Origin of the sequence: Dactylosporangium sp. McL0621 (genome assembly GCF_049995355.1) — a bacterium.
GTDB lineage: Bacteria > Actinomycetota > Actinomycetes > Mycobacteriales > Micromonosporaceae > Dactylosporangium.
Map to the genome: position 1 here is coordinate 9954025 of NZ_CP188259.1, position 24164 is coordinate 9978188.

21 protein-coding genes are annotated in these 24164 nt (G+C 66.8%); 4 read left to right on the forward strand and 17 right to left on the reverse strand.

The window, feature by feature from the left end:
- Window positions 1–135: 135 nt before the first annotated feature.
- The 4 genes from ACPPVO_RS47155 to ACPPVO_RS47170 form a co-directional block, all read right to left on the reverse strand.
- Complete coding sequence (locus tag ACPPVO_RS47155) at window positions 136–3276, reverse strand: type I restriction endonuclease subunit R (RefSeq protein WP_426505404.1); 3141 nt, start codon at window positions 3274–3276, stop codon at window positions 136–138.
- Window positions 3273–4484, reverse strand: a complete 1212-nt coding sequence (locus tag ACPPVO_RS47160) for a restriction endonuclease subunit S (protein WP_426505406.1) — start codon at window positions 4482–4484, stop codon at window positions 3273–3275. The genes ACPPVO_RS47155 and ACPPVO_RS47160 overlap by 4 nt, the downstream gene beginning before the upstream one ends.
- Entirely contained in the window at window positions 4481–6331 is a 1851-nt protein-coding gene (locus ACPPVO_RS47165) for an N-6 DNA methylase (RefSeq protein ID WP_426505407.1), read from the reverse strand. The genes ACPPVO_RS47160 and ACPPVO_RS47165 overlap by 4 nt, the downstream gene beginning before the upstream one ends.
- A 306-nt stretch (window positions 6332–6637) precedes the next feature.
- The gene (locus tag ACPPVO_RS47170; RefSeq protein WP_426505409.1) at window positions 6638–8278 is read right to left on the reverse strand and encodes a pentapeptide repeat-containing protein; all 1641 of its coding nucleotides are present in this window, start codon (window positions 8276–8278) and stop codon (window positions 6638–6640) included.
- Between the two features lie 717 nt (window positions 8279–8995).
- Between ACPPVO_RS47170 and ACPPVO_RS47175 the strand changes: the two genes are divergently transcribed.
- On the forward strand, window positions 8996–9646 hold the full coding sequence (locus ACPPVO_RS47175; protein WP_426505410.1) for an HNH endonuclease signature motif containing protein: 651 nt from the start codon (window positions 8996–8998) through the stop codon (window positions 9644–9646).
- A gap of 312 nt (window positions 9647–9958) precedes the next feature.
- The gene (locus ACPPVO_RS47180) at window positions 9959–10621 is read left to right on the forward strand and encodes a DUF4145 domain-containing protein (protein ID WP_426505412.1); all 663 of its coding nucleotides are present in this window, start codon (window positions 9959–9961) and stop codon (window positions 10619–10621) included.
- A 48-nt stretch (window positions 10622–10669) separates the two neighbouring features.
- On the opposite strand, the gene ACPPVO_RS47185 is transcribed toward ACPPVO_RS47180, so the two are convergent.
- The 11 genes from ACPPVO_RS47185 to ACPPVO_RS47235 all read right to left on the reverse strand — a co-directional run bounded on the left by ACPPVO_RS47185 (window position 10670) and on the right by ACPPVO_RS47235 (window position 19656).
- Complete coding sequence (locus ACPPVO_RS47185; protein WP_426505414.1) at window positions 10670–11836, reverse strand: site-specific integrase; 1167 nt, start codon at window positions 11834–11836, stop codon at window positions 10670–10672.
- On the reverse strand, window positions 11836–12081 hold the full coding sequence (locus ACPPVO_RS47190) for a helix-turn-helix domain-containing protein (protein WP_426505416.1): 246 nt from the start codon (window positions 12079–12081) through the stop codon (window positions 11836–11838). The genes ACPPVO_RS47185 and ACPPVO_RS47190 overlap by 1 nt, the downstream gene beginning before the upstream one ends.
- An 80-nt stretch (window positions 12082–12161) precedes the next feature.
- A complete protein-coding gene (locus ACPPVO_RS47195) occupies window positions 12162–13466 on the reverse strand; it encodes a DUF3631 domain-containing protein (protein WP_426505418.1) in 1305 nt (434 codons plus the stop codon).
- Window positions 13463–14350, reverse strand: coding sequence for a bifunctional DNA primase/polymerase (locus ACPPVO_RS47200; protein WP_426514821.1), 888 nt, complete (start codon window positions 14348–14350; stop codon window positions 13463–13465). The genes ACPPVO_RS47195 and ACPPVO_RS47200 overlap by 4 nt, the downstream gene beginning before the upstream one ends.
- 167 nt (window positions 14351–14517) lie before the next feature.
- Window positions 14518–14823 carry a hypothetical protein gene (locus ACPPVO_RS47205; protein ID WP_426505419.1) on the reverse strand — a complete coding sequence of 102 codons (306 nt, stop codon included), beginning with the start codon at window positions 14821–14823 and terminating at the stop codon, window positions 14518–14520.
- A complete protein-coding gene (locus ACPPVO_RS47210) occupies window positions 14820–15116 on the reverse strand; it encodes a hypothetical protein (RefSeq protein ID WP_426505421.1) in 297 nt (98 codons plus the stop codon). Before ACPPVO_RS47210 ends, ACPPVO_RS47205 begins: the two co-directional genes overlap by 4 nt.
- A 136-nt stretch (window positions 15117–15252) precedes the next feature.
- The gene (locus tag ACPPVO_RS47215) at window positions 15253–17412 is read right to left on the reverse strand and encodes a cell division protein FtsK (RefSeq protein WP_426505423.1); all 2160 of its coding nucleotides are present in this window, start codon (window positions 17410–17412) and stop codon (window positions 15253–15255) included.
- 90 nt (window positions 17413–17502) lie between these two features.
- Entirely contained in the window at window positions 17503–18333 is an 831-nt protein-coding gene (locus ACPPVO_RS47220; RefSeq protein ID WP_426505424.1) for an ABC transporter permease, read from the reverse strand.
- A gap of 15 nt (window positions 18334–18348) precedes the next feature.
- Entirely contained in the window at window positions 18349–19035 is a 687-nt protein-coding gene (locus ACPPVO_RS47225) for a DUF4097 family beta strand repeat-containing protein (protein ID WP_426505426.1), read from the reverse strand.
- A complete protein-coding gene (locus ACPPVO_RS47230; protein WP_426505427.1) occupies window positions 19035–19403 on the reverse strand; it encodes an RRQRL motif-containing zinc-binding protein in 369 nt (122 codons plus the stop codon). Before ACPPVO_RS47230 ends, ACPPVO_RS47225 begins: the two co-directional genes overlap by 1 nt.
- Before the next feature lie 10 nt (window positions 19404–19413).
- Entirely contained in the window at window positions 19414–19656 is a 243-nt protein-coding gene (locus ACPPVO_RS47235) for a DUF6284 family protein (RefSeq protein ID WP_426505429.1), read from the reverse strand.
- A gap of 306 nt (window positions 19657–19962) precedes the next feature.
- Here ACPPVO_RS47235 and ACPPVO_RS47240 point away from each other — a divergent pair, with 306 nt between their 5' ends.
- Together ACPPVO_RS47240 and ACPPVO_RS47245 are read left to right on the forward strand one after the other, a co-directional pair.
- Window positions 19963–20196, forward strand: coding sequence for a hypothetical protein (locus tag ACPPVO_RS47240; protein ID WP_426505430.1), 234 nt, complete (start codon window positions 19963–19965; stop codon window positions 20194–20196).
- A gap of 121 nt (window positions 20197–20317) precedes the next feature.
- A complete protein-coding gene (locus ACPPVO_RS47245) occupies window positions 20318–21577 on the forward strand; it encodes a hypothetical protein (protein ID WP_426505432.1) in 1260 nt (419 codons plus the stop codon).
- Window positions 21578–21596: 19 nt separating this feature from the next.
- Here the strand turns inward: ACPPVO_RS47245 and ACPPVO_RS47250 are convergent, their stop codons facing one another.
- Together ACPPVO_RS47250 and ACPPVO_RS47255 are read right to left on the reverse strand one after the other, a co-directional pair.
- Complete coding sequence (locus ACPPVO_RS47250) at window positions 21597–22607, reverse strand: NAD-dependent epimerase/dehydratase family protein (RefSeq protein ID WP_426505433.1); 1011 nt, start codon at window positions 22605–22607, stop codon at window positions 21597–21599.
- A 113-nt stretch (window positions 22608–22720) separates the two neighbouring features.
- A complete protein-coding gene (locus ACPPVO_RS47255; protein ID WP_426505435.1) occupies window positions 22721–24058 on the reverse strand; it encodes a hypothetical protein in 1338 nt (445 codons plus the stop codon).
- Window positions 24059–24164 lie beyond the last annotated feature (106 nt).

The window sequence follows — 24164 nt, forward strand, 5'->3', positions numbered from 1 at the left end:
AGGACCAACGGCCGCGGCGTCGGTGCCCTTTGGGTGTCAAGGACCGCTTGACGGTCGGCGTGATGGCCCGGCCTCGTGCGGGGCTGCTCCAGCTGTCAGCCTCTACCGCGCGGTCCCCTCCCGGGGCCGGCCTGCTCACACGTCTGTCCGCTGATCGATCGCTGCCTCGTAGAAGGCGTCCGCGAGCGCCATGATGACGGCGCTGATGCCAGGTCCGTCACTGAAGAAGTAGTCGGCCATGGTGTTGTGGGCCTCCTGGTTGTCGACGACGGCCTCGGTGACCGCCGCTTGGAAGTCCTGCGATTCCATGAACTGCTTCTTGGAGTTCACCTTGGCCTGGTTGACCAGGTCCGGGTCGGTGAGCAGCCGCTGCACCAGTCCCTGGACGAACTCACGGACCTGAGACGCGGAGAACGACTCGGCGCCGAAGAGGTCGTTCATCTTGTCGATGACGATCTGTAGTGCGACGTACTTCGGTTCCTTCCGGGTGCCGGTGCCTGCGGCGCCGATGCCCTTGAGCTCGCCGTCACCGGTCAGCGAGATGTCAACTGCGGTCCCCTTGGTGTGCTTGACCCCGACCAGGACCACGTCGGAAAGGTCGACCTCCGCGGCCCAGGATGTGTCGGCGATGACCTTCTCCAGGAGCCGCAGGAAGATCGACAGCATCTCCATGTACGGGTCGCCGTAGTCGACGATCTGGCTCATGAAGTCGTAGAGCCGGACGTAGGTGGAGACGTCCTTGCGGAACAGGTCGAGGGTGTTGAGGGTGAGCTTGTCGTCGGCCTCGATCGCCGCCGCGTAGCGGCGGGCGAAATCGTTCTTGGCCGGGCCGATCGCGGCCGAGAGCGCGTTGTTGCCTTTGCGGGTGACCCACAGTTCGGCGACCTCGCGCACCTGCTCTGGCGTGTAGATCCCGGTTTGGGCGAGCTTGGTGGCGAGATGGACGACGACGTACGGGTCGGTCTCGGTCTCCAGGGTGGCATTGGTGAAGTACGGCTCAAACGCAGCCCGGATGTCCTCAGGCTTGTTCACGAAGTCGATGACGAACGTTTTGCGCTTCTGCTCCCCGCCCGCGGTGCGGTGGGTGCGGTTGAGCCGGGACAGCGTCTGCACGGCGGTGACCCCGGAGAGCTTCTTGTCGACGTACATGGCCGAGAGCAGTGGCTGGTCGAATCCTGTCTGGTACTTGTTAGCGACCAGCATGATCTTGTACGTCGCGCCCTTGAAGGCGGCGGCGAGGTCGGAGCCCGAGCCGGGGTTCAGGTTGGCCTCGGTGAACTCGTCGTCCTTGCTTGGCTGCGGGCCCCAGTCCGAAGCCCACTCCTCGTCCTCGGTCATCGTCACCGAGCCGGAGAAGGCGACCAGGGTGCGGTAGTTGTACGAGGCGTCATTGGCGGCCCGCTTGGCGATGTAGGCGTCGATCGCCTTCTTGTACTTCACCGCGGCCTTGCGCGAGTCGGTCACGACCATCGCCTTCGCCTTGCCCTCCAGCAGGTGGGCGACGTTGGCGTGGAAGTGCTCGACGATGATCTGCACTTTCTGGCTGATGTTGGTCGGGTGCAGCTTCACCCACCGCATCAGCCCCTTACGCGCCGCGGCCTCCTCAACAACCTCGTCGCCGTCGCCGCTCTCAGCCCGGCCGGCAATCTTCAGCGCGGTGTCGTAGGACTGGTAGCCCCTGAGCACGTCGAGGATGTAGCCCTCCTCGATCGCCTGCCGCATCGAGTAGAGGTGGAACTCGACCGGCTTCCCGTCAGGACCCTTGCGGCCGAAGAGCTCCAGGGTCTTGTTCTTCGGCGTCGCCGTGAACGCGAAGTAGGAGATGTTCTCCGACTCGGCCCGCTCGGTCATCTCCGAGGCCAGGATCGCCTCGACGTCGACCTCGCCGCCCTCCTCGATCTCCTTGACCTCCTCCGCGGTCAGCACAGCTTTGAGCTTGGAGGAGATCTGCCCGGACTGCGACGAGTGCGCCTCGTCGGCGATCACCGCGAACCGCCGCCCCTTCAGACCTTCGTCGGCCCGGATCTCGTCGAGGGCGAACGGGAAAGTCTGCACCGTCACCGCGATGATCAGCTCCCCGTTCTTCAACGCGGTCGCCAGCAGCCCGGATTTCGACTTCGCCCCCGCCTTGCGCACGTCCTCCGGGCTGATCGTGGCCACAATCTTCCCCGACCCGTCGATCTGCCGGATCGCGTCCTGAAGCTGCCCGTCGAGTACGGTGCGGTCCACGACCACGATCACCGAGTCGAAGACCTTCTCGTCGTTCACGTGCAGCCGCGCCAGCCGGTGCGCGGTCCAGGCGATGGTGTTCGTCTTCCCCGACCCTGCCGAGTGCTCGATCAGGTAGCGATGCCCCACCCCCTCCTCGCGCACTGCGGCCTCGACGTTCGTCACGGCCTCCCACTGGTGGAACCGCGGGAAGAGCATGCTCGTACGCCGAACCGGCGTGCCGGTGGCGACATCCCACTCCTCCTTGGTCTCCACGATCATCAGCCGGCCGATGATGTTGAGCCAGGCGTCTTTCTCCCAGACCCGCTCCCACAGGTACGCCGTCGCCGACCGCCCGCCCTCACCCGGCGGATTCCCTGCGCCACGCTCGTGTCCCATGTTGAACGGCAGGAAGTGGGTCTTCTCGCCCTCCAGCTTGGTGGTCATCGCGGCCAGGTCGTTGGAGACCGCAAAATGGACCAGCGCTCGATGCCCGAACGACAACAGCGGCTCAGGCCGCCCGTTGGTCAACGGATGCCGGTGCTTGCGGTACTGGTTGATCGCCTCATCGAGAGACTGGGTGAAGTCGGTCTTCAGCTCAACCGTGGCGACCGGGAGCCCGTTGACGAAGAAGACCAGGTCAATGCTGCGCTGGTCAGCGGTGGAGAAGTGCACCTGCCGCATCACCCGCACCCGCATCGCCGCGTACTGCTCGTTGGTGGTCGCGTTCAGGCTGGTCTCGGGCCGGAACTGCGCCATCTTCAACCGGCCGCCACCGATGTACTGCACCCCGTTGCGCAGGATGTTCAGCGTCCCGCCACCATGTTCAAGAGGCTTATCGAGCGCCGTGGTCAGCACGTCGAGGAACTTTGCCTCCGACCCCGCCGCCTTCAACGCCTTCACGTACGCCGCCGCCTGGGTCCCTTTCAGCCAGGTGAACAGATCCTCGGGGAAGAGCGCCCGCTCCCGGTCGTAGCCGACGTCGTCCGCCGAGTACAGCCAGTCGTTGTCCTCCAAGTACGAACAGATCTCGGACTCGAAGACGACCTCGTTGTGATCGGCCGTCACGCCATCTCCCGTAAGTCGATCTGCCCCGTCACCGCAGCCGTAATCAGCGCCACCCGGCGCTCGCGGGCGTACTCGATGAACCGCTCAGTCTCGGCGACCAGCGCATCGATCTTGGCGGTCTGCCTGTCCAGGTGTGCGGCAATGCGGCGCTGCTGCTCAATGGAAGCAGTCGGCACCCGAAGCCCCCTGATGTCGTCGAGCGCCAACTGCATCTTTGTGCCGCCCGCTGCGCCTTCGTTGAGCTGGTCCTGGCCTGTCGTGGTGAGCATGAACCAGCCGATGAACCTCGGGTCCACCCGATCACGTTCCAAGCGGCAAAGTGCGACGTGCTGACTGACATACGCGCCCACCCAATCGCCCTTGATCACGGCTACGGATCCTAGATATGCGGTAATCGAGAAGAGCAAATCGCCTTCCTGGAGCATCGTCCGCGAGCCCTCTGTCACGTCGGCCGGAAGGTCCACGAACTGGATGTCACCACGGATTTCGAGGTTGGCTCGCGGCAAGTTACCGATCCGGAGGAACCGCTCCCCTTGGTCCGCGTAGTAGTCCCCCCAACCACGGGAACCGCTCGTCAAGAACTTGATGTATCGGCGCAGTTGGACGCTAGGGTCACCAAGAGTCGAGAACGACTCATCGATGACAGCCTGACGACGCTCGCGAAGCATCTCGATCAGGCGCTGCTGCTCCTCGATGAGCGTGTCGATACGGGCCGTCTCGCGGTCGAGGTAGTCAGCGATGGCGCGCTGCTGCTTGGCTGCGGGGAGGGAGATTTCGATCGTCTTCATCTCGTCCCAGTACAGGCGCCACTGGGACGGGCGGATGCCCGTGGACCGGAGGGCGTACTGGTCGATCAGGGCGCGCGAGCGGAGCAGACTGTGGAGGAAGCGGCGATCGTACTCGGGAGCAGTCGGCCGAAGTACCTCGTAGTCGGGGCTGACGATGCCCTGGTGCTCGGAGATTCCGAGTGAGCCCTGCCATGCCTTCATCCTGTTCACGACGAGGTCGCCGGGCTGCACGAGCTGGTAATTGCTCAGATTCTCGGGCGTGCGGTTGAAGTTGTCGGTGCGGCTGTCCTTCGGGATCACGCCGTGATCGCGGTAGACGCTGAGGACCATCGCCTCTTCGTGGCCGCGATCGGAGATCGGCTGAAACAGCCAGCCGAGACGAGTGATCGTCCACGGCTTGGACAAGGCGGTCGTGCTCACTTCTCGACCTCCCGCAGTAGGTCGAGGATCTTCGCGACCTGCTTCTCCAGGTCGGCGTCGATCTCGGCGAGAGGGCGGGGTGGGACGTACTTGTAGAAGTGACGGGTGAAGGGGATTTCGTAGCCAATTTTGACTTTGGCCCAGTCAATCCAGGCGTTGGGGACGTGCGGCTTCAGCTCGGCCTCGAAGTACGCCTGAACGACCTCGACCTTGCCGGCCACACCGGCGGTCGAGCCGCCGAAGGTGAACGGGACGTTCTCAGTGTCACGCTTCACCGGGTCCGGTTTGGGTTTGCCCTTGCGGTCGACTACAGGGTTGCCGGACTCGCCAAGGAGGGGGCGCTCGACGGTGATGGTCCAGTAGCCAAACTCGTCGTTTCGCAGAACTTTGGAGTAGTCCGGGTCGGCATCGGTGAAGTCGGAGTACAACTTCACCACCTTGGCGCGATCAGCGTCGCTGATCTCGCGGCCCTTGGCGCCGAGGTTCTTGCGCATCTTGGTCCAGAACAACGTGCCGTCGATGAGCTGGACTAGGCCCTTGCGTTCGGGGTGCTTGGTGTTGTCGAGGATCCAGATGTAGGTGGCAATGCTGGTGTTGAAGAACATGTTGGTCGGTAGCGCAACGATGGCATCGACCAGGTCGTTCTCCAGCAGCCATTTGCGGATGTTGGAGGGGCCGGACTCGGCGGCGCCGTTGAAGAGCGGCGAGCCGTTCATGACGATGCCGACCCGGCCGCCGCCGTCCTCGGGGGCGCGCATCTTGTGGGCCAGGTGGAGCAGGAAGAGCATCTGCCCGTCCGAGGTCGACGGGAGGCCGGGGGCGAACCGGCCGTAGGGGCCAGCGGAGTCGCGTTCGGCGGTGACGGCCTTGGCGTACTGCTTCCAGTCGACACCGTAAGGCGGGTTGGACATGCAGAAGTCGAACTGGCGGCCCTTGAACGCGTCGTCGGTGAGCGTGTTGCCGAAGGCGATGTTGGTCGCGTCGTGGCCCTTGGCCAGCAGGTCGGACTTGCAGATCGCGTACGACTGCGGGTTGTACTCCTGCCCGTACAGGCTCAGCTTCGCGTCGGGGTTCTGCGCGAGCAGGTGCTCCTCGGCCAGGGCGAGCATGCCGCCAGTGCCCGCGGTGGGGTCGTACAGCGTGCGGACGATGCCGGCCTCGGTCAGGTCGGCGTCCTTCTCGGCGAAGAGAAGGTCGACCAGCAGCCGGATCGCGTCCCGCGGGGTGTAGTGGTCACCAGACGTCTCGTTCGCGGCCTCGTTGAACTTACGGATGATGTACTCGAACGCATCGCCCATGTCGGAGTTGGAGACAACGTCCGGATGCAGGTCGACGGTTTTGAAGGACGTGATGACCTCGCGCAGCAGCTCCGCCTTCTCCAGGGCGAGGATCTCCTTCTTGAAGTCGAAGTACTGGAACACGTCGACATCGGGCGAGAACCGGTCGATGTAGTCGGCCAGGTTGTCCGCCAGCCCATCGGCGTCAGCCAGCAGGTTGGCGAAGGAGTAGTTCGAGGTGTTGTAGAACGGCCTACCGGTCGCCTTCTTGACCTCGATCTTGAGCCGGCTGGGGGTGTCGTACTTCGCCGCCAGCGCGCGCACCGTCTCCCGGTCGGGCTCAAGGATGCAGTCGAGGCGTCGCAGGATTGTGAGCGGGAGGATCACATTGCCGTACTGGTTGGGGCGGTAAGGGCCCCGAAGCTGGTCAGCGATCGACCAGATGAAACTACCGAGGGCGCTCACAACGCTCCTTACGAGGATCACTCGACGACATATGCGGGACGCCCAGCGTAAGCCCGTGCGTGCCGTCCGGCCCTCCCGCCGCCCTCGGCGATGTCCGCCATCCACCGGTCGGCCGCCACCCTCAACCGGACGTCGCGGCCCGCCAGCCGACCGTACCGGCCGTTCCACCAGCGTTCCACCACCAGCGCAACGTATCGAACACCTGTACGAACCGCGCCTCACCCGGACCGGGCGCAAACTTTCCATACGTCTTCAAGGCGGCCTACGGCCGCTGCGCGTCCGCCCGGGACTCGCCGCGCCTTGCCGCTTCGCTCACGGCGCGACGGCCCCGGGCGGACGCGCGCACCCCGGCCGCACACGACGATGCCCGACGCTCGCCAATCCGGTGAGCGTCGGGCATTCGAGATGGAACTACGTTTCGTTTTCTTCCGGCGGGCCCGTATCCGGCTCGTTCTGGTCGCCGGCAGGCTCCGCCGGCCCGGACGCTTCCACCACGAGATACAGCCCTTCAGCTGATGCCGGACGGTTCGCAAGCTCCCAACCCACAGGCAGCCTCACCTTGGGCGTCGCCCATGCCCCGCCCAGGTGAGCGACGCGGTGGAACTTCGCCCCGGCCAGGTTGGCGACGCCGTGGAACTCCGCCCCGTCCAGGTCGACGCCGTCGTGGAACTGCGCCCCGACCAGGTCGACGTCGCCGTGGAACTGCGCCCCGCCCAGATTGGCGCCGCGGTGGAACTGCGCCCCGACCAGATTGGCGCCGCGGTGGAACTGCGCCCCGCCCAGATTGGCGTCGCCGTGGAACTGCGCCCCGTCCAGATTGGCGACGCCGTGGAACTGAGCCCCGTCCAGATTGGCGACGCCGTGGAACTGCGCCCTGCGCAGGTGGACGCCGCCGTGGAACTGCGCCCCGTGCAGGTGGACGCCGTCGTGGAACTGCGCCCCGCTGAGGTAGGAGATGCCGTGGAACTGCGCCTCGTCCAGGCTGGCGACGTCGTGGAACTGCGCCCCGCTGAGGTAGGAGATGCCGTGGAACTGCGCCCCGTCCAGGCTGGCGACGCCGTGGAACTGCGCCCCGTCCAGATTGGCGTCGCCGTGGAACTGAGCCTCGTTCAGGTTGGCGAAGCCGTGGAACTGCGCCCTGCCCAGGTCGGCGACGCCGTGGAACTGCGCCCCTCCCAGGTCGGCGAAGCCGTGGAACTGCGCTTCGGCGAGGTTCACGTTGTTGAGAGCGCAGCCATCCAAGAACAAGTTGACGAGGACAGCGCCAGTCAGATCGACATCCAGGCGGGCATCGTCACCGCCCAACCAGTACCGGCCATTCAACGCTTGAGGATCCACGCCAATCGCGAGGTGCGTGGTCAGCAACCGTTGCGCGGTACGACGAACCTCCAATTCCTGGCGACGCTGCGCATCCTCAGCACGGTCCGCAACCTCGACGTCCGCCGCGCGATACGCCGGAGAACCTTCCACGTTGCGGCGCAGCACATCGGCCGGGGGCTCGAACGGCATCCGCAGGTAGGCGCACCACACATCCACTACCGTCTGCCGCAGCTTCGGATCGTCCTGGCCAAGCCGTTCCAGCGCATACAAGCCGGCAAGCCGGACCGCGGCCTTGTCGCTGGCCAGCTGGTCCGCCGCTGCCACGTACAACGCGGTCGTCCGCTGCTCCAACGCGTCGGCCTCAGCGAACCGCTGCGCCGCCTCCGCGAACCGCTGCGCCTTCTCCGCCTCCCGCTGCGCCCGCTCGCTCAACGTCTGCCGACGCAACGTCATCAGCAACGTCGCCCCCGCAGCCAAGCCAGCCGCCACCGTCAAGCCGGTCTTGATGCGATCGAGCCGCAACGACTCCGGATTCGCCACGGACTTCGGTAGCGGCGCCCAGACCCCGAGCAGCCACATCGCCAAACCGCCGCCCGCGAGCACGACCAGCACCACAACGGTCATCACCGGCCAGAACGGCATCGGCCGCAACGGCACATCGTCCGCCACCACCGGCTTCTCCGCAGACGCCGCGGCGCGCCGCTCAATCCACCAACGCTTCGGGGAACGCACGACCGTCATTGTGACCAACCGTGTCCACGGAATCGGCCACCCGTTACGCCGATCGAGGTCAGCCGATCGTTCACCCTCGACGTGTTCTCGCCGGAACCGAACAGACCTCACCGATCCAGACTCTGGTCCGCCGGGCGCGCGACCGCTGCTCCCGTCAGCCACCGGTCGCTCCGCTCCCTGCCACCTCCACGCCCTGTTGCGCTGCCTGCCTCCGGCGGGCAAGGCCTCCGGCCCTGCACCCGGGCGACAGCCTCCGGCGGCCAGGGCCTCCGGCACCTGGACCCGACGCTCTGGGAAGAGGTCGACCCGACCTACGGCCGCCCTTCCCGTCACGCGCCGAAGGCAACCACACCGCGCCTGCCCGGTCACGGTCGTTCGTCCAGCGGGGCGCTCCACCGTGACCGGGCAGGCGCGGCACGGTAGGGCAAAGCCCGCGCGACGGGAAGAACGACCTCTCAGCAACACCTGTACATAAGGCCAGGGTTCCGCCTTCGGCGGCCAGGACCTCCGGCCCTGGACCCGGAGTTCGCTTGGGGGCAGCTCGGGGGCAGACGCTCGGCGGCCGGCCGCCATACACCACTGCAGACCAACGGTCACCATAGCTACGACCAGGGCGTACAGACGAGTCCGCAGGTCCGCGACGACCTTGGACTTAATTCGGGACAAAGAGACCGCCGGTTCAAATAGGGCACCGTGCCCCCCGGATACAGTCTCAAGATGCCGGATGGTCGCCCGCGTATCCCAGCCGAACTTGAGCGGGAAGTGAAGATGGAGACGGGTTTGCGCTGCGCGATCCCGTTCTGCCGCCAGCATCCGATCGAGATCGCGCACATCGTTCCTTGGGCCGAGGTACGCGAGCACAGGTACGAAAATCTCATAGCTTTGTGTGCAAACTGCCACACACGTTTCGATAGAGGTGAAATCGACCGAAAAATGATGAAGCAGTACAAGGCCAATCTCGGAATCGTCAACGCGCGTTATGGCGAATACGAGCGCAGGCTCTTGGAGTTCTTCGCTACTAGGCATCGCGTCAGCCTTAAGGCGTTCCGACTTGCCGAGCAGAACGGCGGAGCCGCAGCCTGGGCGGAGAAGATCGCCCAGCAGGGTCCAGAAGCTGAGGCGGACGAGACTCGATACGTGTGGCGATGGTTTGCCGAGACCGGAATTCCTCTTTACGTCACCCTGCCCGCAGGGCTTGAATTCCTGATGTCGAGACTGGTCCTTGACGGATGTATTATCAAACTTCCTGCGACTGAAATAGGAGTCGTTCTCCCGGGCGGCTTTCCGCTGGTCGAAGTCTACGTGCTGACTGAACCCGGCGTCACTCTGGTCGAGCAATTGATCGCCGCCGAACCGCTTGATGCCTAGCCCTCGCGCGAGGCATGACACCCGCACTGCACCAACGACGGCCCGGCGCCGGGAGAATCCCGGGAGACGATCTTGCAACGCGGACCCTGCCGCCCCAGCGCGAGCCAACGCACACCAATGCCCTGAACAGGCCATATCTTGTCGGCTGCAGACCATGGAAACCGTCTGACGGTCCTGGGGGTCAAGGGGTCGTGGGTTCGAATCCCGCTGTCCCGACGCAGGTCAAAGGGCACATTCCATTGACGGATGTGCCCTTTATTGCATCTCGAGTGACTATCTGAGTGACTATGGCCGCCGAAGGGGTGGACCGGGATGGCGATCGCGCTGTGTGGGTGGTGTCGGACCCGAGCGCACATGACGCCGGAGAAGGACAGCTCGACCACTTATACCAAGCGCGGTCGCAGCGACGAGTTCACGGTTCTCGCGGTCTACCGATGCGACAACTGCCAGCAGATCTCGCTCGCGCTAGTCGTCAGCCCTCATAGCCCGCATCGAGTCGGTGCCCACCAGTTCATCGAGGGACACGAAGCAGCGTCAGTTTCCTGGCTACCGACAGCGGGCACCCCCCGTTCGTTCGACGACGTTCCGCAACATCTCGCGTCCGCCGCGTCCGAGGCCCACGAGTGCAACAGCATCGGCGCGTATCGGGCTGCCATTGCTTTGACCAGGTCGGTCCTTGAAGCAACAGCCAAGGACCAGGGGTACACCAGCGGTAATCTCGTCAGCAAGATTGACCAGATGCACAGTGCCGGGATCATCCGGACTCACATCAAAGAGGTTGCCCACGAGATCAGGCACCTCGGCAACGACATGGCGCACGGCGATTTCGTTGATCCGGTATCGGCCGAGGAATCGGAAATGGCTTTGGTCCTGATGGGTGAGGTTCTCTCGGAGGTCTACCAGTCACCGGCTCGCGTCGCGCGGGTGCGCGCGGTCCGAGCTGCAAAGCAGCAGGCGACCTCGACTACTCCGTAGCACGTCCCCGGGGCTGTCAGCGACAGCCCCGAGGACGCACTCCCTACGCTACGACTGTTCGATCTCGGCGAAGATCCGGTCCATTGCAACCGCTCCGTTGAGTAGCACCGGCCGAAGTTGGTGGCGGTAGACCGTCTCCGTGACGGTGGTGCCGGAGTGGCCGCACAGGTCGGCGATGTCCTCGATGGCGACCCCGCTGTCCGACAGCAGCGACACGAAGCTGTGCCGCAGCTCGCGCGGTGTCCACTCCTTCGCGGCCAGACCGGCGAGATCAACGACCGCCCGGAACGCTCGGCGGACGTTCGCCGCGTCGAGCGCGGTGCCGACCGCCGAGGTGAAGACCAGGCCGGTCGCGTGCCAGTCTTTGCCGGCCTTTTCCCGCTGCTGACCCTGCCGGACCTTGTGGCGCCGTAGGGCGTCGACACAGCGCTCGGGCAGCGCCAGCGTGCGGCGCGACTTCTTCGTCTTCGTGTCGCCTCCGGCCCGCACCGAGTGCCACACCCGGATGGACGGCGGTACGGGCGGCTTCGCGTCGGCCTGGCCGTCGAGGTCGACGTGGCTCCAGGTGATCTCGCGAAGTTCCTCGGTGCGAGCGCCGGTCAGCAGCGACACCACGACGTACGCATAGAGCGCGGTGTCCTCGGCGGCCGACAGGACCGCCTTGGCCTGGTCCAGGGTAAGGGACTTCGACGGACGTCCCTCAGCCTGGCCCTTCGGGATGCCGCACAACGCGACGACGTTCCGCTTGACCTTGTCGCGGGCCATGGCGCGGTTGACCGCGCGGTTCAGCAGCGAGTGCAGCAGGCGCAGCGTCCGCGTGCTGAGCATTGTCGCCTTGTCGGCAAGCCAGTGGTCGACGTCCTGCGCGCTCAGCTCGCGCAGCTTCCGCGCTCCCAGTGCGCTGATGATGTGCCGCTCAGCGAGGATGGTGTAGTTGGCCTTGGTGCTGGGATCGACGGCGGCCAGGCCGAAGGCCAGGAAGTCTCGCATCGCCTCGGCGACCGTGAAGCCGTGGGGCGCCACCGCCAGGCCGTCTTCGTGGTCCCGCATCACCTCCTTGAGCTTCTGCCGCGCCTCGGTCTTGGTCTTGCCGCTGCCCTTACGCACGATGCGCTTCCCGGCCGGGGTGTAGCCGATGGTCACCGCCGCGATGTACCGCTGTCGGGTCTCGTCCCAGTACAGGGAACCGTCGCCACGGCTTCGCCGCTTCGTCATCAGGCCGCCCTCCCGAGGCTCTCGCGCTCCAGCAGCGCCACGTAGTCGGCGATCGCGCCGCTCGGCACAAGACGCGTACGCCCTTGCGTAACGGTGCGAAGCCGCCCGGCGCGGATCTGCTCATAGATGACCGTGCGGCTCAGGCTGAGCAGTTCCATCGCCTCAGCGATTCGATACAGAGCCTTGGGCGGCAATACGCCGCTTGCGGCCCGCTGTACGGCACGGAGAGGCAAGATCTTATCCATGTCGATGTGTTCCTTAGCGCCGATCGCGGTGAGGGGCTCTGAGGGGGTTGCCGCGCCGGTCGCGCGACGTCGAGAGGCGCTCATGCGACACCGCCGCGTCGACGTCGCCCCGGGGTATCCGTACCATCCGTACCAAGCTCGTTTTGGCTGCTCAGGGTTGGTACGGATTGGTGTGCTGGTACGGATTGATCCGTACCAGGGACATGCGGTGGTACGGATTGATCCGTACCAGGGAGGTAATCCGTACCAGGGTTGACCTGGGAAAACGACGTTGGTACGGATGGTACGGATGACCCCCGGGAAGGTGCGGGGCAGTAGCGCTGCCAGGCGTCGGTGAACGCGTCCCGGACGTAGCCCTTGGCCTGTCCGACCGGGAAGCGGATCGTCTCGGAGCTGATGCCGAATTCGCGGAGCAGGTCGCCGAGGCGCTTGCCGGTCAGGCCGGTCGGCCCGAACCCCTGCCATGGCCCTTCGGGGTCGTCGTTGAGGGCGGTGAGCAGGTCGGATGTGGTCGCGGCGGCGGGAGAGCCGAGGGTGACGAACGCCGCGCGGATGTCGGTCAGGAGCCGGATGCGGGTCGAGACCTGTCCGCTGTCTTCGGCCTCGGCGGTGAGGACGGTCGCGGCGGTGCGGCCTCGTGCCGGCCAAACGCCACCGGCGAGGTCGGCTACCGCGATGAGCGGCTCCCACGTGTCGGCGGCCCGGTCTTCGAGGGGCATGACCGGCTCGGCGAGCTCGAGCTCGGCGAGGTGACCGCGCAGCCACGTCGACAGCTCGACGGCGACCTTGCGCAGCACCGGGCCGTCGCGGCGGTGTCGGTACGGTGCGACCGTCTCCCCCGCCATTCGGCGCCGCATGCGCACGACAACGGCGCGGTCCTCGATGGTGTCGGGCATGGCGCCGATCCCGGCGAGCGCGGCCATGGCGAACGTGGGGATCTTTTCCAGCCGGTGGGTGTTGTTGTCCCAGCGGATGGCGGGCCGGTTGCGCTGGTGTCCGGCGTTGAGCAGCCCGCGCAGGTCCTCGTTCGCTTCGGCGTTCTTGCCGCCGAAGATGGTGTCGGCCTCGTCGACGAGCAGGGTTGGCGGCTCGTCGGTGCCGATCGCCCGGTAGACGGCGGCCGGTGAGGCGTTCACGGTGATGAGCGGGTTGCAGCACATCCCCTCGACCACGTCGAGGAGCCGGGACTTGCCGCAGCGCTTTTCCGGGGCGCGGATGACCAGCCGGGGCGCGTGCGCCCAGGCGGCCATGGCGTGCGTGGCGGCGATCCACAGCACTACGGCGTCAACGGCTTCGGCCGAGGGGAGCACGACGTAGCGGGTGATGGTGGCGTGCAGCCGGTCGAGGATTGCGGCGCCGTCCGGCGTTTCGGTGGTCGCGTTCATGCTGCGATCCCTTCCGTAGCAACGGATTCCGCTCTGAACCCGCCAGTGATGGCGTTGCGGATCTCCCGGGGTGTCTGTCCGGCCGTGCGCCCGGCGTCGGCGAGCGCGGCGAGCGCGTCGGCCTGGTCGATGGCACCGGCGGCGACCATGCGTGCCACGCCCCGCGCGGCGCCGTACAGCGTCGTGCGGCGCTTGCCTTCCGGGGCGTTGGCCACCGCGTCAAGGTGCGATTTGAGCAGCGCCTGAGGCGATGAGATGCCCCCCGCGCTGCGCAGCAGTGTCGGGCCGGTCGGCGGGGTCGCGGCGGGCGCCTCGTTCGGCCGGCATGCCTCCACCAGTGCGGGGGGCATCTCAACCAGCGCCCGGCCACCGACCCACCGGTACGGGCGGCCGGTGCGCGGGTGCACGGACGGCGGCGCCACGACATACCCGCCATCGGCACGCACGTCCACGCCCGCACCGAGGCGGCCCTGACTGCACAGGACAGCCGTTCCGGGGTGGAGGTAGTACAGGTGCCAGCCGCCGCTCCCCGTGGCCACACAGGCCGTCTGTGGCATCAGGGCGGAATCGATCCGGCCGCCGTGCGCCGGGTCGATGTCGACCACGACGACGCCGGACGGCGCACCGGTGCGGATGGCGAGCATGCCGCGCGGATTGGCCGCGCACATCGCGGTGAGCCGCTCGGCGTCGGTGGTCGCAGCGTAGAACCCGTGACAGGTCAGGCAGCCGCAGGCGGCCGGGTCGTGCTCGGCGCCCGCGTCCTTGCAGGCGTCGCAGTTGGCCAGGGGGCGCTTGGTACGGCCGAGCAGGAACACGGGCCAACCGTGCTCGGCGTATCGGATCGCGTTGCGCAGCAACGCTTGAGAGTCAGGACGATGTTCCATTGTGGATACTCCCGAACGGATCGACGTTCCAGGGGCTTCCGGCCGCCCGGCCAGCGCGGCCGGGGTGTGGACCGGGCAGCGCAGGCCGGGCAGGAAGTGGCGCACGCCGTCGGTGACGCCGCAGTGCCGTTGCAGGGCGGCGAGGTAGAAGTCGCACGCGGGCGTCATCACGCCGCCCGGTGCACGTTGGCCGCGCGGCCGATGACGGTCTGCAGGTCTCGCACGACGCCGGCCAGTTGCACGCGGGCGGTCAGGTCGTCGTCGGCCAGGGCGACGGTCAGGCGCACTTCGGCGTGCTCCCGTCCGTCGACCTGGACGCGGGTGAGGGTGGCGCGGCCGAGGCCGGGAACCGCGATGGTGAGCGGGTCGGCGCGGTGCTCGCCGAGGCCGCAGCGGTGGCCCTGCGCGCACCACTCGGGGTGCTCGGCGCGGCGGCGGATGGTGCCGATGCGGCGGTGGTTGAGGGCGCTCATCGGGTGCCGCCGGTGCGGTTGCTGCGGTCGTTGGCCTTGATGGTGCGCAGGTAGTTGAGGGCGCGGCGGCCGGGGCGGAGTTGGCGGCCGGTGCCGTCGCAGCGGCGGCAGATGCCGAACGCTCGGCCGCCGAAGAGGGCGCGGCGCTTGCCGTCGCCCTTGCAGCGGCGGCACGGGACGAACGGCCAGAGCCAGCAGGCCAGCGCGTAACCGACCGTAACGCCGACCACGAGCAGGAAGAGGAGTCCAGCGGCGGCCGGGTGACCGGTAGCGGTAGCGGCGTACGTGGGCATGGAAGTGCCTCCACGGGCTGTTTTTGGACGTGAGGGGCCGCTGGCGCTACCCGCTACCTGCGTGGGTAGCGGCTGGCCAGGGCGGTAGCGGTTGGGGTAGCGGCGGCGCTACCGGTAGCAGGGCCGCCGCTACCGTTCAGGCGCTCTTGCGGCGGTCGATCGCACCGTCGATGTCGGCGAGCCGCGCGCCGCGCAGGACCTCACCACGGACCTTGACGTTCACGCTCGGTACACGATCGCGGAGCTGCGCCGAGATCGCGTCGGCGGTGATGTCGGCGTAGTGCTCCGGCAACTGCTCGGCGAGCCGGGCCGCGATCACCGGCCAGTGCAGCCCCTTCTCCCCGCCCAGGAACACGCCTCGGACGTCGGCAAGGGTGTCGCGCATGTCCCGGGTGATGGTCTCGCCGATCGCCGCGCCGGACAGCGTTCCCGCCGTCTCGCGGTGCTTCCGTGCGGCGGTCAGGATCTTCTCGGCGTCGCCGTGGTCGGCGAGGTACGTGCGCACGGTCGGGGTGTCGTCGGCGGCGCCGTAGAGGTAGCCGACGCCTCGGTACTGCGGGCCGTTGGGCAACGCCGACGCGTCGAACCCTTCGCTGTACGCCTCCCCGCCGAGGATCGCCTCGGAGACGAGGCGGTTGCCGCACTTGAGGGCGAAGCGCACGGCGTGGTTGTCGCGGTAGCGGTTGAACAGCCGCCCGACGTCCCCGGCGCCGATCCCGGAGGGCTTCTGCGAGCTGGACAGCAGCACGACACCGGCCGAGGGACCCACGGCCATGATGTAGGACAGCAGGGCCGCGATCTCCTTGTTCTGCTCCTGGCTGTCCAGCTCGTAGTAGACCTGGAACTCCTCCATCACCAGCAGCCACACGGCCAGCTGCGGGTACTTCCGCGACAACTCCCGGGTGATCTTCCCCTCGGGGCACTCCACAGTGGACAGCGTGGACAGGAAGTCGTTGACCTCCAAGATGTGCGCCTTGACCTCGCGCAGCACCTCCAGCAGGTGCTCCACCGGGTCATCGTCGCGGCTGTTGGGCACCGGCCCGAACACCATCCGGTGCGCGACCAGCCGGAACTTGTCCCAGTCCGGCGACATCTTGCCGTCCACGACGATGATCCGCACGTACGGGTCCAGCGCCGCGTAGAGCGCGAGCAGCCGCGTGGCGAACGTCTTGCCCTTCCGCGGCTGCGCACCGACCAGGACGCTGTTCCACATCATCTGCACGGTGACCTTCCGGCCCCGCTCATCCAGCCCGAACGGTGCATCGGTCCAGATGTCACGGACCTTGCCGTCCAGCAGCGGCGTCTTGCCGGCCGGGATGGCAAGCGGATCGCGGTCAGCGACGAACAGCACGTGCCGCCGGTGCGAGGACGGGTCACGGGTAAGGAACACCTGATTCACGGACACGTCCAGACCCGAGGCGATGGCGCCCTTGGCCTTGAGCACGTCCTCCCACGTCTTGCCATACGGCAGGTCGATGAGCACCTGCGAGCCGGACCCAGTGGCGTCGCGCGACATCGTGGACCCGAACGTCACCTGCTGGTTGGGCTTGTCCGGGTGGCCGAGGCCAGCGGCGTAATACGCGCGCAGGATGATGTCGGGGTTGACCCGCCGGTACCGCCCGGCGACCACCGCAGGCCGCAGGATCGGCTTGTCCTCCGGGCGGCCGAAGCGGGCCAGGCCACACACCGCGCCAGCGGCGGCCAGGCCGACGACCCACCACGGGGCCATGGCGTAGGCGATCGGCCCGCCGACGCCCGCCGCGAGCAGCTCGGCGCCGAGGACGATGCCGCGCCACGTGCGGGTGGCCTTGACCTCGCGGTGCAGCTTGTACCAGGTCTGCGGGTCGTTCTCGTCGGCCGCCCGCTGCCGTAGCCCGTACTGCTCCGACACCCACCACCAGCGCAGCTGACGCCCGAGCAGCTTGAACACGCCCACGCTGGCCCAGAACGCGGCCTGCGCGCCGTACCAGGGGGCACGGACGGCGTGGTATCCGGTGCGGTGCAACACGTCCTCGGCGATGTCCCGCAGGGTGGCTTTGAAGTTCTGCCAGCCCACCAGGCGGGTGGGGATGATCGGGCGGCGGCCCCTGCGATCGGCCGGCGGCGCGTCGACCAGTACCCCGCCCGGCTGCGGCTCGTCATCGAGCGGCACATCGAAGTGCCCCGCCGCGCCGCCGTCGCGGCGAGCGCGTGCCGCGCCGAGGTCGACCACGTCGGCGACGTCGGCTACCTCGTTCTCGTACGTGTTCCAGTCGAATCCGTTCGGGTGGTCCCGGTCCGGCTCGTTGGTCGTCATGCTGGAGGTCTCCTGACTTCCTGCTGGAGGGATGGGGACCGGTGCGCGGCCGAGGTTCCTAGGCCTGTGTGGGCCGCGCACCGGGCGGCGCTACTCGTGGTTGGCGTGGATGAGGTGGGCCAGGGCGGCGCCCATGCCGAGCACGGCGACGGGCAGGCAGGCAACCGCGGTGGTGATCCACCAAGGGGCGTGCGTGATCCCGGCGGCGGTCAGCAGGTGATACGCGACCTGGCCGAGGCCACCGAAGATGAGCGACCCGATCGCGGACCAGCGGGCGAACGACCGGGCCGCGACCGGTGCCGTGCCGGTCAGCCACACCGCCAGGGCGTACGCGGCGTAGGTCTCCACGCCGATCGGCAGCGTGATCGCGGTGTTCAGGCTGAACGCGTCGAGGATGCCCGGCAGCGGGTGGACCACGCCGAACCCGGTCAGTTCACCGAGGCCGACCCACCCGGACCAGATGGCCACGAACGCGGGCAGGGCCAGCAGCGCGACCGGCCACGAACGCGGCTTGCGTGCCGTGCGCGGCGCCGGGACGTGCGGGATGCGCTCCGGCTCAGCGGTGATGTTTACGCCCGGGTGTCCGTCACCCGTGGCCAGCGGCTCCGCCTCAGGCGCCTCGGCGGGCGCGGGCGGCTCGACCGGGGCGGTGGGCTCGGTGGGCTCGGCATCGGGCTCCAGGTCCGGCACGAGGTGCAGCGGGCGCGGGGCGGGCGGCTCCGGCTCGGCCGGCGGAACGGTGGTCGCCTCGGCGGCCAGGGCATCCAGGACCGTGCGGGCCTTGGGGGCGCCGATACGGAACTCCTTCATGAGGGTGTTGCGGGAGGGGGTCTCGCCGAGGCGCTCGGCGAGTGCGCGGGCCTGCGGCATCAGGGCCTCGATCGGCGGCGGGTACGCGCTCGGGGCGGTCGCGGTGGGCATCAGGTGGGCTCCTTGTCAGTAGGTGCGGACGCGGCCGGAGACGGTGTGCGCGGCGAGGCGGATCGGGCCGGTCGTGCGGATGTCGCCGGAGACGGATCGGGCGTTGAGGTCGCAGGGCCGCTCGGCGTGCGCGTCGATGTCGCCGGAGACGGTTTCGATGAAGCCGATACCGGCCAGGTTCGCCACCGAGATGTCGCCCGAGACGCTCTCCAGCTCCGGGCCGCCGACCGTGTCCAGCGCGATCGCGCCCGAAGTCGTGTCCACCGAGGCGGTCACCAGTGCGCCCGAGACGACCACCGAGGCGGCCACCGTCTTGGCCGACAGCGAACTGTGCAGCGGCAACCGGACATCGACCGTGATGCCGGCCGAACCGACGCCACCGACGACCATGCCCGCGGCCTGGCCGCCGTTGCCGTACATCACCATGCCGCCGTAGACCACGCCAGCGACCATCCCGACGTTGCCGCCACTCATGTGGACGGTGCCGCCAAGGTGGAGCGCTGGGGGGTCTGGCACGTGCACCGTGAGCCGCGAGTACGCCTCGGCGAACCGGGTGTGGTCGATGACGTCGGCGTCGGGGCCGGTGAGCGTGACCTCGGCGTGGTCGCAGTCCTCCACGACCACCCGGACCGCTCCGAACGACACTCGAAGGTCGAGCATCAGACCGCCGAGGGCGGTCGCGGTGTAGGTACGGGACTTCATCAGGGGTGGCCTCCTTGGGCGCAATCCAGGCACTCACCGAGCGAGCGCGGAATGAAGTACGGCCGCACTTCGCGGCACGTCGAGCAGGTACGGCGAGCCAGCAACGCACACCCGACCGCGCGGCGCTGCGCGGGGCTCGCGGTGCGCTTGGGCTTCGCCAAGTCGAGGCGGTACAGATACGCCACCCGCTCCCCGCCCACACCACGCCACAGGATCTGCGCGGCGACCGGCTGACCGCCCGGCCGCAACCCGCATGCGCGGAGCTGGCGAACGGTGGCGTAGCCGTCCGGGGCGCCTCGCCACCAAAAGGTGGGGATGCCGTACCGGACACCGTCCGGGTCGTGGTACCGAGCGCGAATGCGGCTCACGGTCCGCACCTCACGCCGCGCGGTGCGTCAGGTTGAAGCGGCGGGCGTACCAGCGCAGCGTCTCGGCGACCACCGCGTCACGCGAGCGCCGCAGGCGCGCCACCATCACGTCGTCCACCGGCCCGTGTGCCTGCATGATCCTGATCTGCACGTCCACCAAGTCGATCTCCGCCTCGATCAGCGGCATCTCGTCCTCAATCGCGGCCAGGTCCTCGGAACTCGGCTCGCACATCGGACCGTGTTCGTTGATCACGGTTGCTCCTGAAGTTGAAGTGCTTACGGGGAAACGAATGCAGCGCGGCCCACTGGTCTTGCTCGCCCGCTCACCGGGACCTACCGGGGTCGTCGCAGGATTTCCGCTCACGGCGGCACGCGCTGGTTTTCCTGTCGCTGTGGAGTTGTCAAAGGACTCGCGGACACGGAGATCCGAGCGTTCGGCAACTGTGCGTGCCGCCGTTCCCGGGCTCTTCCGGCCTATCCAGAGAAGCGATTCTCTGTTGCGCAACACAGTAGCGCTACTCGCTTCTAATGCGCAAGCGGGTTGCGCTACTCTGTTTTCATGAGCGATGTGCGAGATGACCTGGTGGCTGCGACCAAGCGCTATGAACGCACCGAGCACGCCCACGAAGAGGCGAGACAAGAGGCGATCAGCGCCGTCCTGGCAGCGCTACGGGCCGGGGTCGGACCGACGGAAGTCGAACGGCTGTCCCCGTTCACGGGTGCGTACATCCGGAAGGTTGCCCGCGAGAACGGCATTCCCCCGGCGCCTCCCGGCCCCAAACGGGCTGGCTAGAACCGGTGCGTACTTGGTCATGCATTGAGCATCAACGCTCGATGGAGTCCGTAAAATGCAATGACGGTGCAACAGCATGCAACGCAGTGCAACGCCGCCGAACTCCGAAGGGTGGTTGGCCGTGGAACGTCGCTGGACTGGCGAACTGGCCTGCGCGCTTCAAGCTGCGACCGGCCTGACCAACGAGCAGTTCGCCGAGCGTCTCGGCGTCGCCGTCCGTACGGTGTCCTACTGGCATAGTCGACCGACGTGCTCGCCTGTGCCGATGGCGCAGGACCTGCTGACAACGATGCTGGACCGCGCCAACGACGCCACACGCCAGCGCTTCACCGAAGCGAAGAACCGCATTGAGGCGGGTCGAGGGGGTGGCGGAAGCGGGAGCGTCGAGGAGGTCATGAGCGCCGCGGTTGCCGACGCCGCTGATGACCCGCTCCTCAACGGGCCGCGCTCTGACCGCGAGTCGGTCGACTCGTTGCGTGCCGAGGCAACCGCCATCGCACGTGCCGGCAATACCAAGGCGCTCGACGTGTTCACTGCCGCACGGAGGATCCGCGAGGACGCGCGGAACCTTGCCCGGCAGACGCGCCGCGTCAGCGACCTCGCTGATCTGTACCTCGTCGTGGGTCAGACGGGTGCACTGATGGCCTCAACGGCGTTCGACCTGGGTCACTGGGACACATCGGCGGCGCTCGCCCGTGCCGCCCACAAGTACGCCGAGTTGGCCGGACACGCGTCGTTGCAGGCATGGGCGCTCGGACTCAACGCAACGTTGGCGAACTGGGCGAGCGAGCCGGACATGGCTCTCGCGTACTTCGAGCAGGGGCTGCGGATCGCCCCGGCCGGACAGCCGCGCCTGAGGCTGCGGTACATCGCATCGCGCTCGTTCGCGCTGACCGAGGACGCCCACTCCGTTCGGGAGGTGCTTGCCGCCGCCGAGGACGACCGGGCGGCGTCGGAGTCACACTCTGACGAGCTCAGCGAAGAGATCGGCGGGGAGTTCGCGTTCGGCGACGCGCGCGCCGCCGCATGCGCTGCCGCGTCCTGGCTCGACCTCGCCCGGGGCGAAGAGGCCGAGCGGTACGCGCTTCAGGCACTCGAGCACTACCACCGGCTGCCAGCGGCACGACGCCCGTACTCGCAGATCAACGGCACGGCCATCGACGTTGCGACCGCCCGCCTGCACATGAACGACCTGGACGGCGCACGGTCCGCGCTCGCCGACGTCTTCGGACTGCCGGCCGAAAAGCGCAACGTCTCGCTGTCGGGCCGCATGGCCAAAGCACACAAGCTCCTCCGGGCGTCACGCGATCCAGAAGCGCAGCGATTGGCTAGCGAAGTCGCGGAGTGGCAGACCAGCAACTCGGCGCAACCGCTGCAGTAGACGTCGGCGACGCTGACACTCAGACAGACGCCAGGATCTCGCGCTCCTTGTCTGCAGGGAGCCCGATTTCGGTCGCCCGCTCGTCGATCGGGGCCCCTTCCGCAAGGGTCATCCAATCCCACGTGTCAGCGACCGTCCGGAGCAGCGGTCGGCACTTCAGGGCCGCCCCCTGCGCGCGTGTCGTGTCGACGCGCCAGGTCCCCTCGTACGTCCGCCAGAGCGGCAGCTCCGACCACTGACGCACACCATGGCGGAGCAGGAACTCGTCAGGAACCCACGAGAAAGCGGCCGACGAACCGGTTACGTTGGCGCACGCCGCGAGCAGCTCGCCGAACGTCTCAGTTCCAACCGGGGCCGTGACGTTGTAGGCACCGCTCACGCCGCCCTGGACCACATGCACCATGAAGGCCGCAACGTCGCGGACGTCGATCACTTGGATAGCCCGGTCAGGAGTCCCCGGCGCGACGACGGTGCCGCCGGCCGCAACCCGACGCAGCCACCACGGCAGACGACCCACGTATTCGCCCGGTCCGAGGATTACGCCGGGCCGCAGGATGGTCGCCCGCGCATCGCCAAAGGCTTCACGGACAGCAGACTCGCACCCGGACTTCTGGTAGCCGTACCGCGTAGGGCCATCCTCGACGTCCACGCCGAAATCGGGGCCTGCGTCCGGGGGGCACACGAGCAACGGCGACTCTTCGGTGAGCGGCTTGACGGGCCAATCCTGGTACACGCTCGTCGTTGAGACGAAGACATACCGGCCAACGACCGGCTCCAGAGCGCGCGCAACCGCAAGCGTGTCCCGCGGTACGTAGCCCGAGGTGTCAACAACGGCGTCCCACGGTCCCGATTCCGCAAGCCGGGCCAGTTCGGCCCGCACACCCCGGTCGCCCCGGATCGCATGCACGCCAGGAAGATCCGGCCCCGAGCGTCCACGGTTGAATGTCGTCACGTCCCATCGGGCCGCAAGCGCAGCCGCAGCAGCAGCCCGGCCGACGAACCTTGAGCCACCGAGGATCAGGAGTCGCATAAGCCCATCTTGCCTGACGGACGTCCACGGACTAGAAACCGTACCTTCACCGCCGGACAGTCCGGTCGCCTGGTCGTTTACCCATGATCGATACCTGGGGGTAACGGTCTGCCCTACCAAGAAGCGCGATTTGCGCTTGCTATGAGTGCAGCCTGAGCTACAACCATTATCAGCTTTATGTCATTATCCAATCGATACGCTTCCGGACTGTATGGGAGCAACAAGTCCTTGAAACCCGCAGCACCACCGTCCTCTTTACTGTGAACCACCCGGCACCGGATGTCATAGATTCGATCGGCCACCTGATCAGTTAATGGGTAATTCCGATTCTCAGTCTTAACTGGCGACGCGGACACCCCCTCAGCTTTAGCCCGTTTGCCGTCGAGGGCCAGGAAGGCCGCAGTTTCAGGATTACTATCAAGAAACTCCTTAATCTTGCCGTCGTCCATGCAATGCCGGATTGCGAGCCTGATCTGCTCCCTTTCAGTCCCGGTCGACTTAAAATCCGTCCTCAGGCCCTCCAGAATTCGACCAAGTGATACATTGTTGTGCACGTCGAAGCGCGGGTCAAGCAGCGCAATCCTGGCCCGCCTAATTCGCTCGGCATTAACGTAGGACGGAAAGAAGAATTCGATCACTTGATAGAAGGCGAGAAACTGCAGCAGTGGCATCCGCTGCGCCGATCGCGCATAGCGATAGAGTTCCATCGGTTCCTTTGGATACGTGACTGCCGGATATCCAACCACGACCGCCAGCAACTCGTTCTGCTTGTGCTCGGATTGAGGGGCTGGCCACGGTTCGAGACTAAGCATTACTTTCGAACGCAGGTCGACTTCGAAAAAGATTGAACGAGTGATTGATTCAACCAACTCGACAGCACCTGAGCCCGTCAGATCCACCGCTTCGGGGATGCTGGAGACCATTATGACCGCAGCCTTGGGGATCGCCGGAAACACTCTATTTTTGAAGCCGACGTGAAAGAAGAGACACGATAACGCGGCGGTTGCGTGGCCAGTATGGAGCGTAACGGTGCTACCAGCAGGCGTCGAAAACCTCATGCCTGCGGGAACGAATTCGCTTGGCGGGAAGGATTTGGGCCAAAGGAAGAAGTCCGGTCCGGGGCCGCGAACGAAGACCACGATGCTTCGCTCATTGACGTTAAGGAGCGAACGCATACTCGGAAGCACTGACCAATTCTCAAACTTGTAGGACGCAAGATCCCCTAACGCCTCCTCGACAAAGTACGCGTCACGTCTATCTTTGCCAAACTTCAAGCTAAGCCTAAGAACTGGGTATTTAGTTCCAAAATTGTCCGGCTCGACCTTCGGGTCTAAGCCTGCGTTCTTTGCGCGCTCCACGATAGCGTCCAGTAGCTCCGGGAGCGAAATGTGATCAGTTTCCGCGCTTATGGCCACAATCACCCAATCTCTGAGACCGATGTCGCTCGACATTTTTTCGACCAAGCGCCGATAGCACAATAGACGTACGGGCAATCGAGTGGAGCAGCTGGCTACAAGATGCGATCTCCTGGTTGTCTGCAGGGTTAGCAGCAACACG

Bases quoted from the DNA above. Each gene is read 5' to 3' on its own strand.
- ACPPVO_RS47175 (WP_426505410.1), top strand. From the start codon at position 8,996: ATGCCGGATGGTCGCCCGCGTATCCCAGCCGAACTTGAGCGGGAAGTG.
- ACPPVO_RS47180 (WP_426505412.1), top strand. From the start codon at position 9,959: ATGGCGATCGCGCTGTGTGGGTGGTGTCGGACCCGAGCGCACATGACG.
- ACPPVO_RS47185 (WP_426505414.1), bottom strand. From the start codon at position 11,836: ATGACGAAGCGGCGAAGCCGTGGCGACGGTTCCCTGTACTGGGACGAG.
- ACPPVO_RS47190 (WP_426505416.1), bottom strand. From the start codon at position 12,081: ATGGATAAGATCTTGCCTCTCCGTGCCGTACAGCGGGCCGCAAGCGGC.
- ACPPVO_RS47195 (WP_426505418.1), bottom strand. From the start codon at position 13,466: ATGAACGCGACCACCGAAACGCCGGACGGCGCCGCAATCCTCGACCGG.
- ACPPVO_RS47200 (WP_426514821.1), bottom strand. From the start codon at position 14,350: ATGGAACATCGTCCTGACTCTCAAGCGTTGCTGCGCAACGCGATCCGA.
- ACPPVO_RS47205 (WP_426505419.1), bottom strand. From the start codon at position 14,823: ATGAGCGCCCTCAACCACCGCCGCATCGGCACCATCCGCCGCCGCGCC.
- ACPPVO_RS47210 (WP_426505421.1), bottom strand. From the start codon at position 15,116: ATGCCCACGTACGCCGCTACCGCTACCGGTCACCCGGCCGCCGCTGGA.
- ACPPVO_RS47215 (WP_426505423.1), bottom strand. From the start codon at position 17,412: ATGACGACCAACGAGCCGGACCGGGACCACCCGAACGGATTCGACTGG.
- ACPPVO_RS47220 (WP_426505424.1), bottom strand. From the start codon at position 18,333: ATGCCCACCGCGACCGCCCCGAGCGCGTACCCGCCGCCGATCGAGGCC.
- ACPPVO_RS47225 (WP_426505426.1), bottom strand. From the start codon at position 19,035: ATGAAGTCCCGTACCTACACCGCGACCGCCCTCGGCGGTCTGATGCTC.
- ACPPVO_RS47240 (WP_426505430.1), top strand. From the start codon at position 19,963: ATGAGCGATGTGCGAGATGACCTGGTGGCTGCGACCAAGCGCTATGAA.
- ACPPVO_RS47250 (WP_426505433.1), bottom strand. From the start codon at position 22,607: ATGCGACTCCTGATCCTCGGTGGCTCAAGGTTCGTCGGCCGGGCTGCT.
- ACPPVO_RS47255 (WP_426505435.1), bottom strand. From the start codon at position 24,058: ATGTCGAGCGACATCGGTCTCAGAGATTGGGTGATTGTGGCCATAAGC.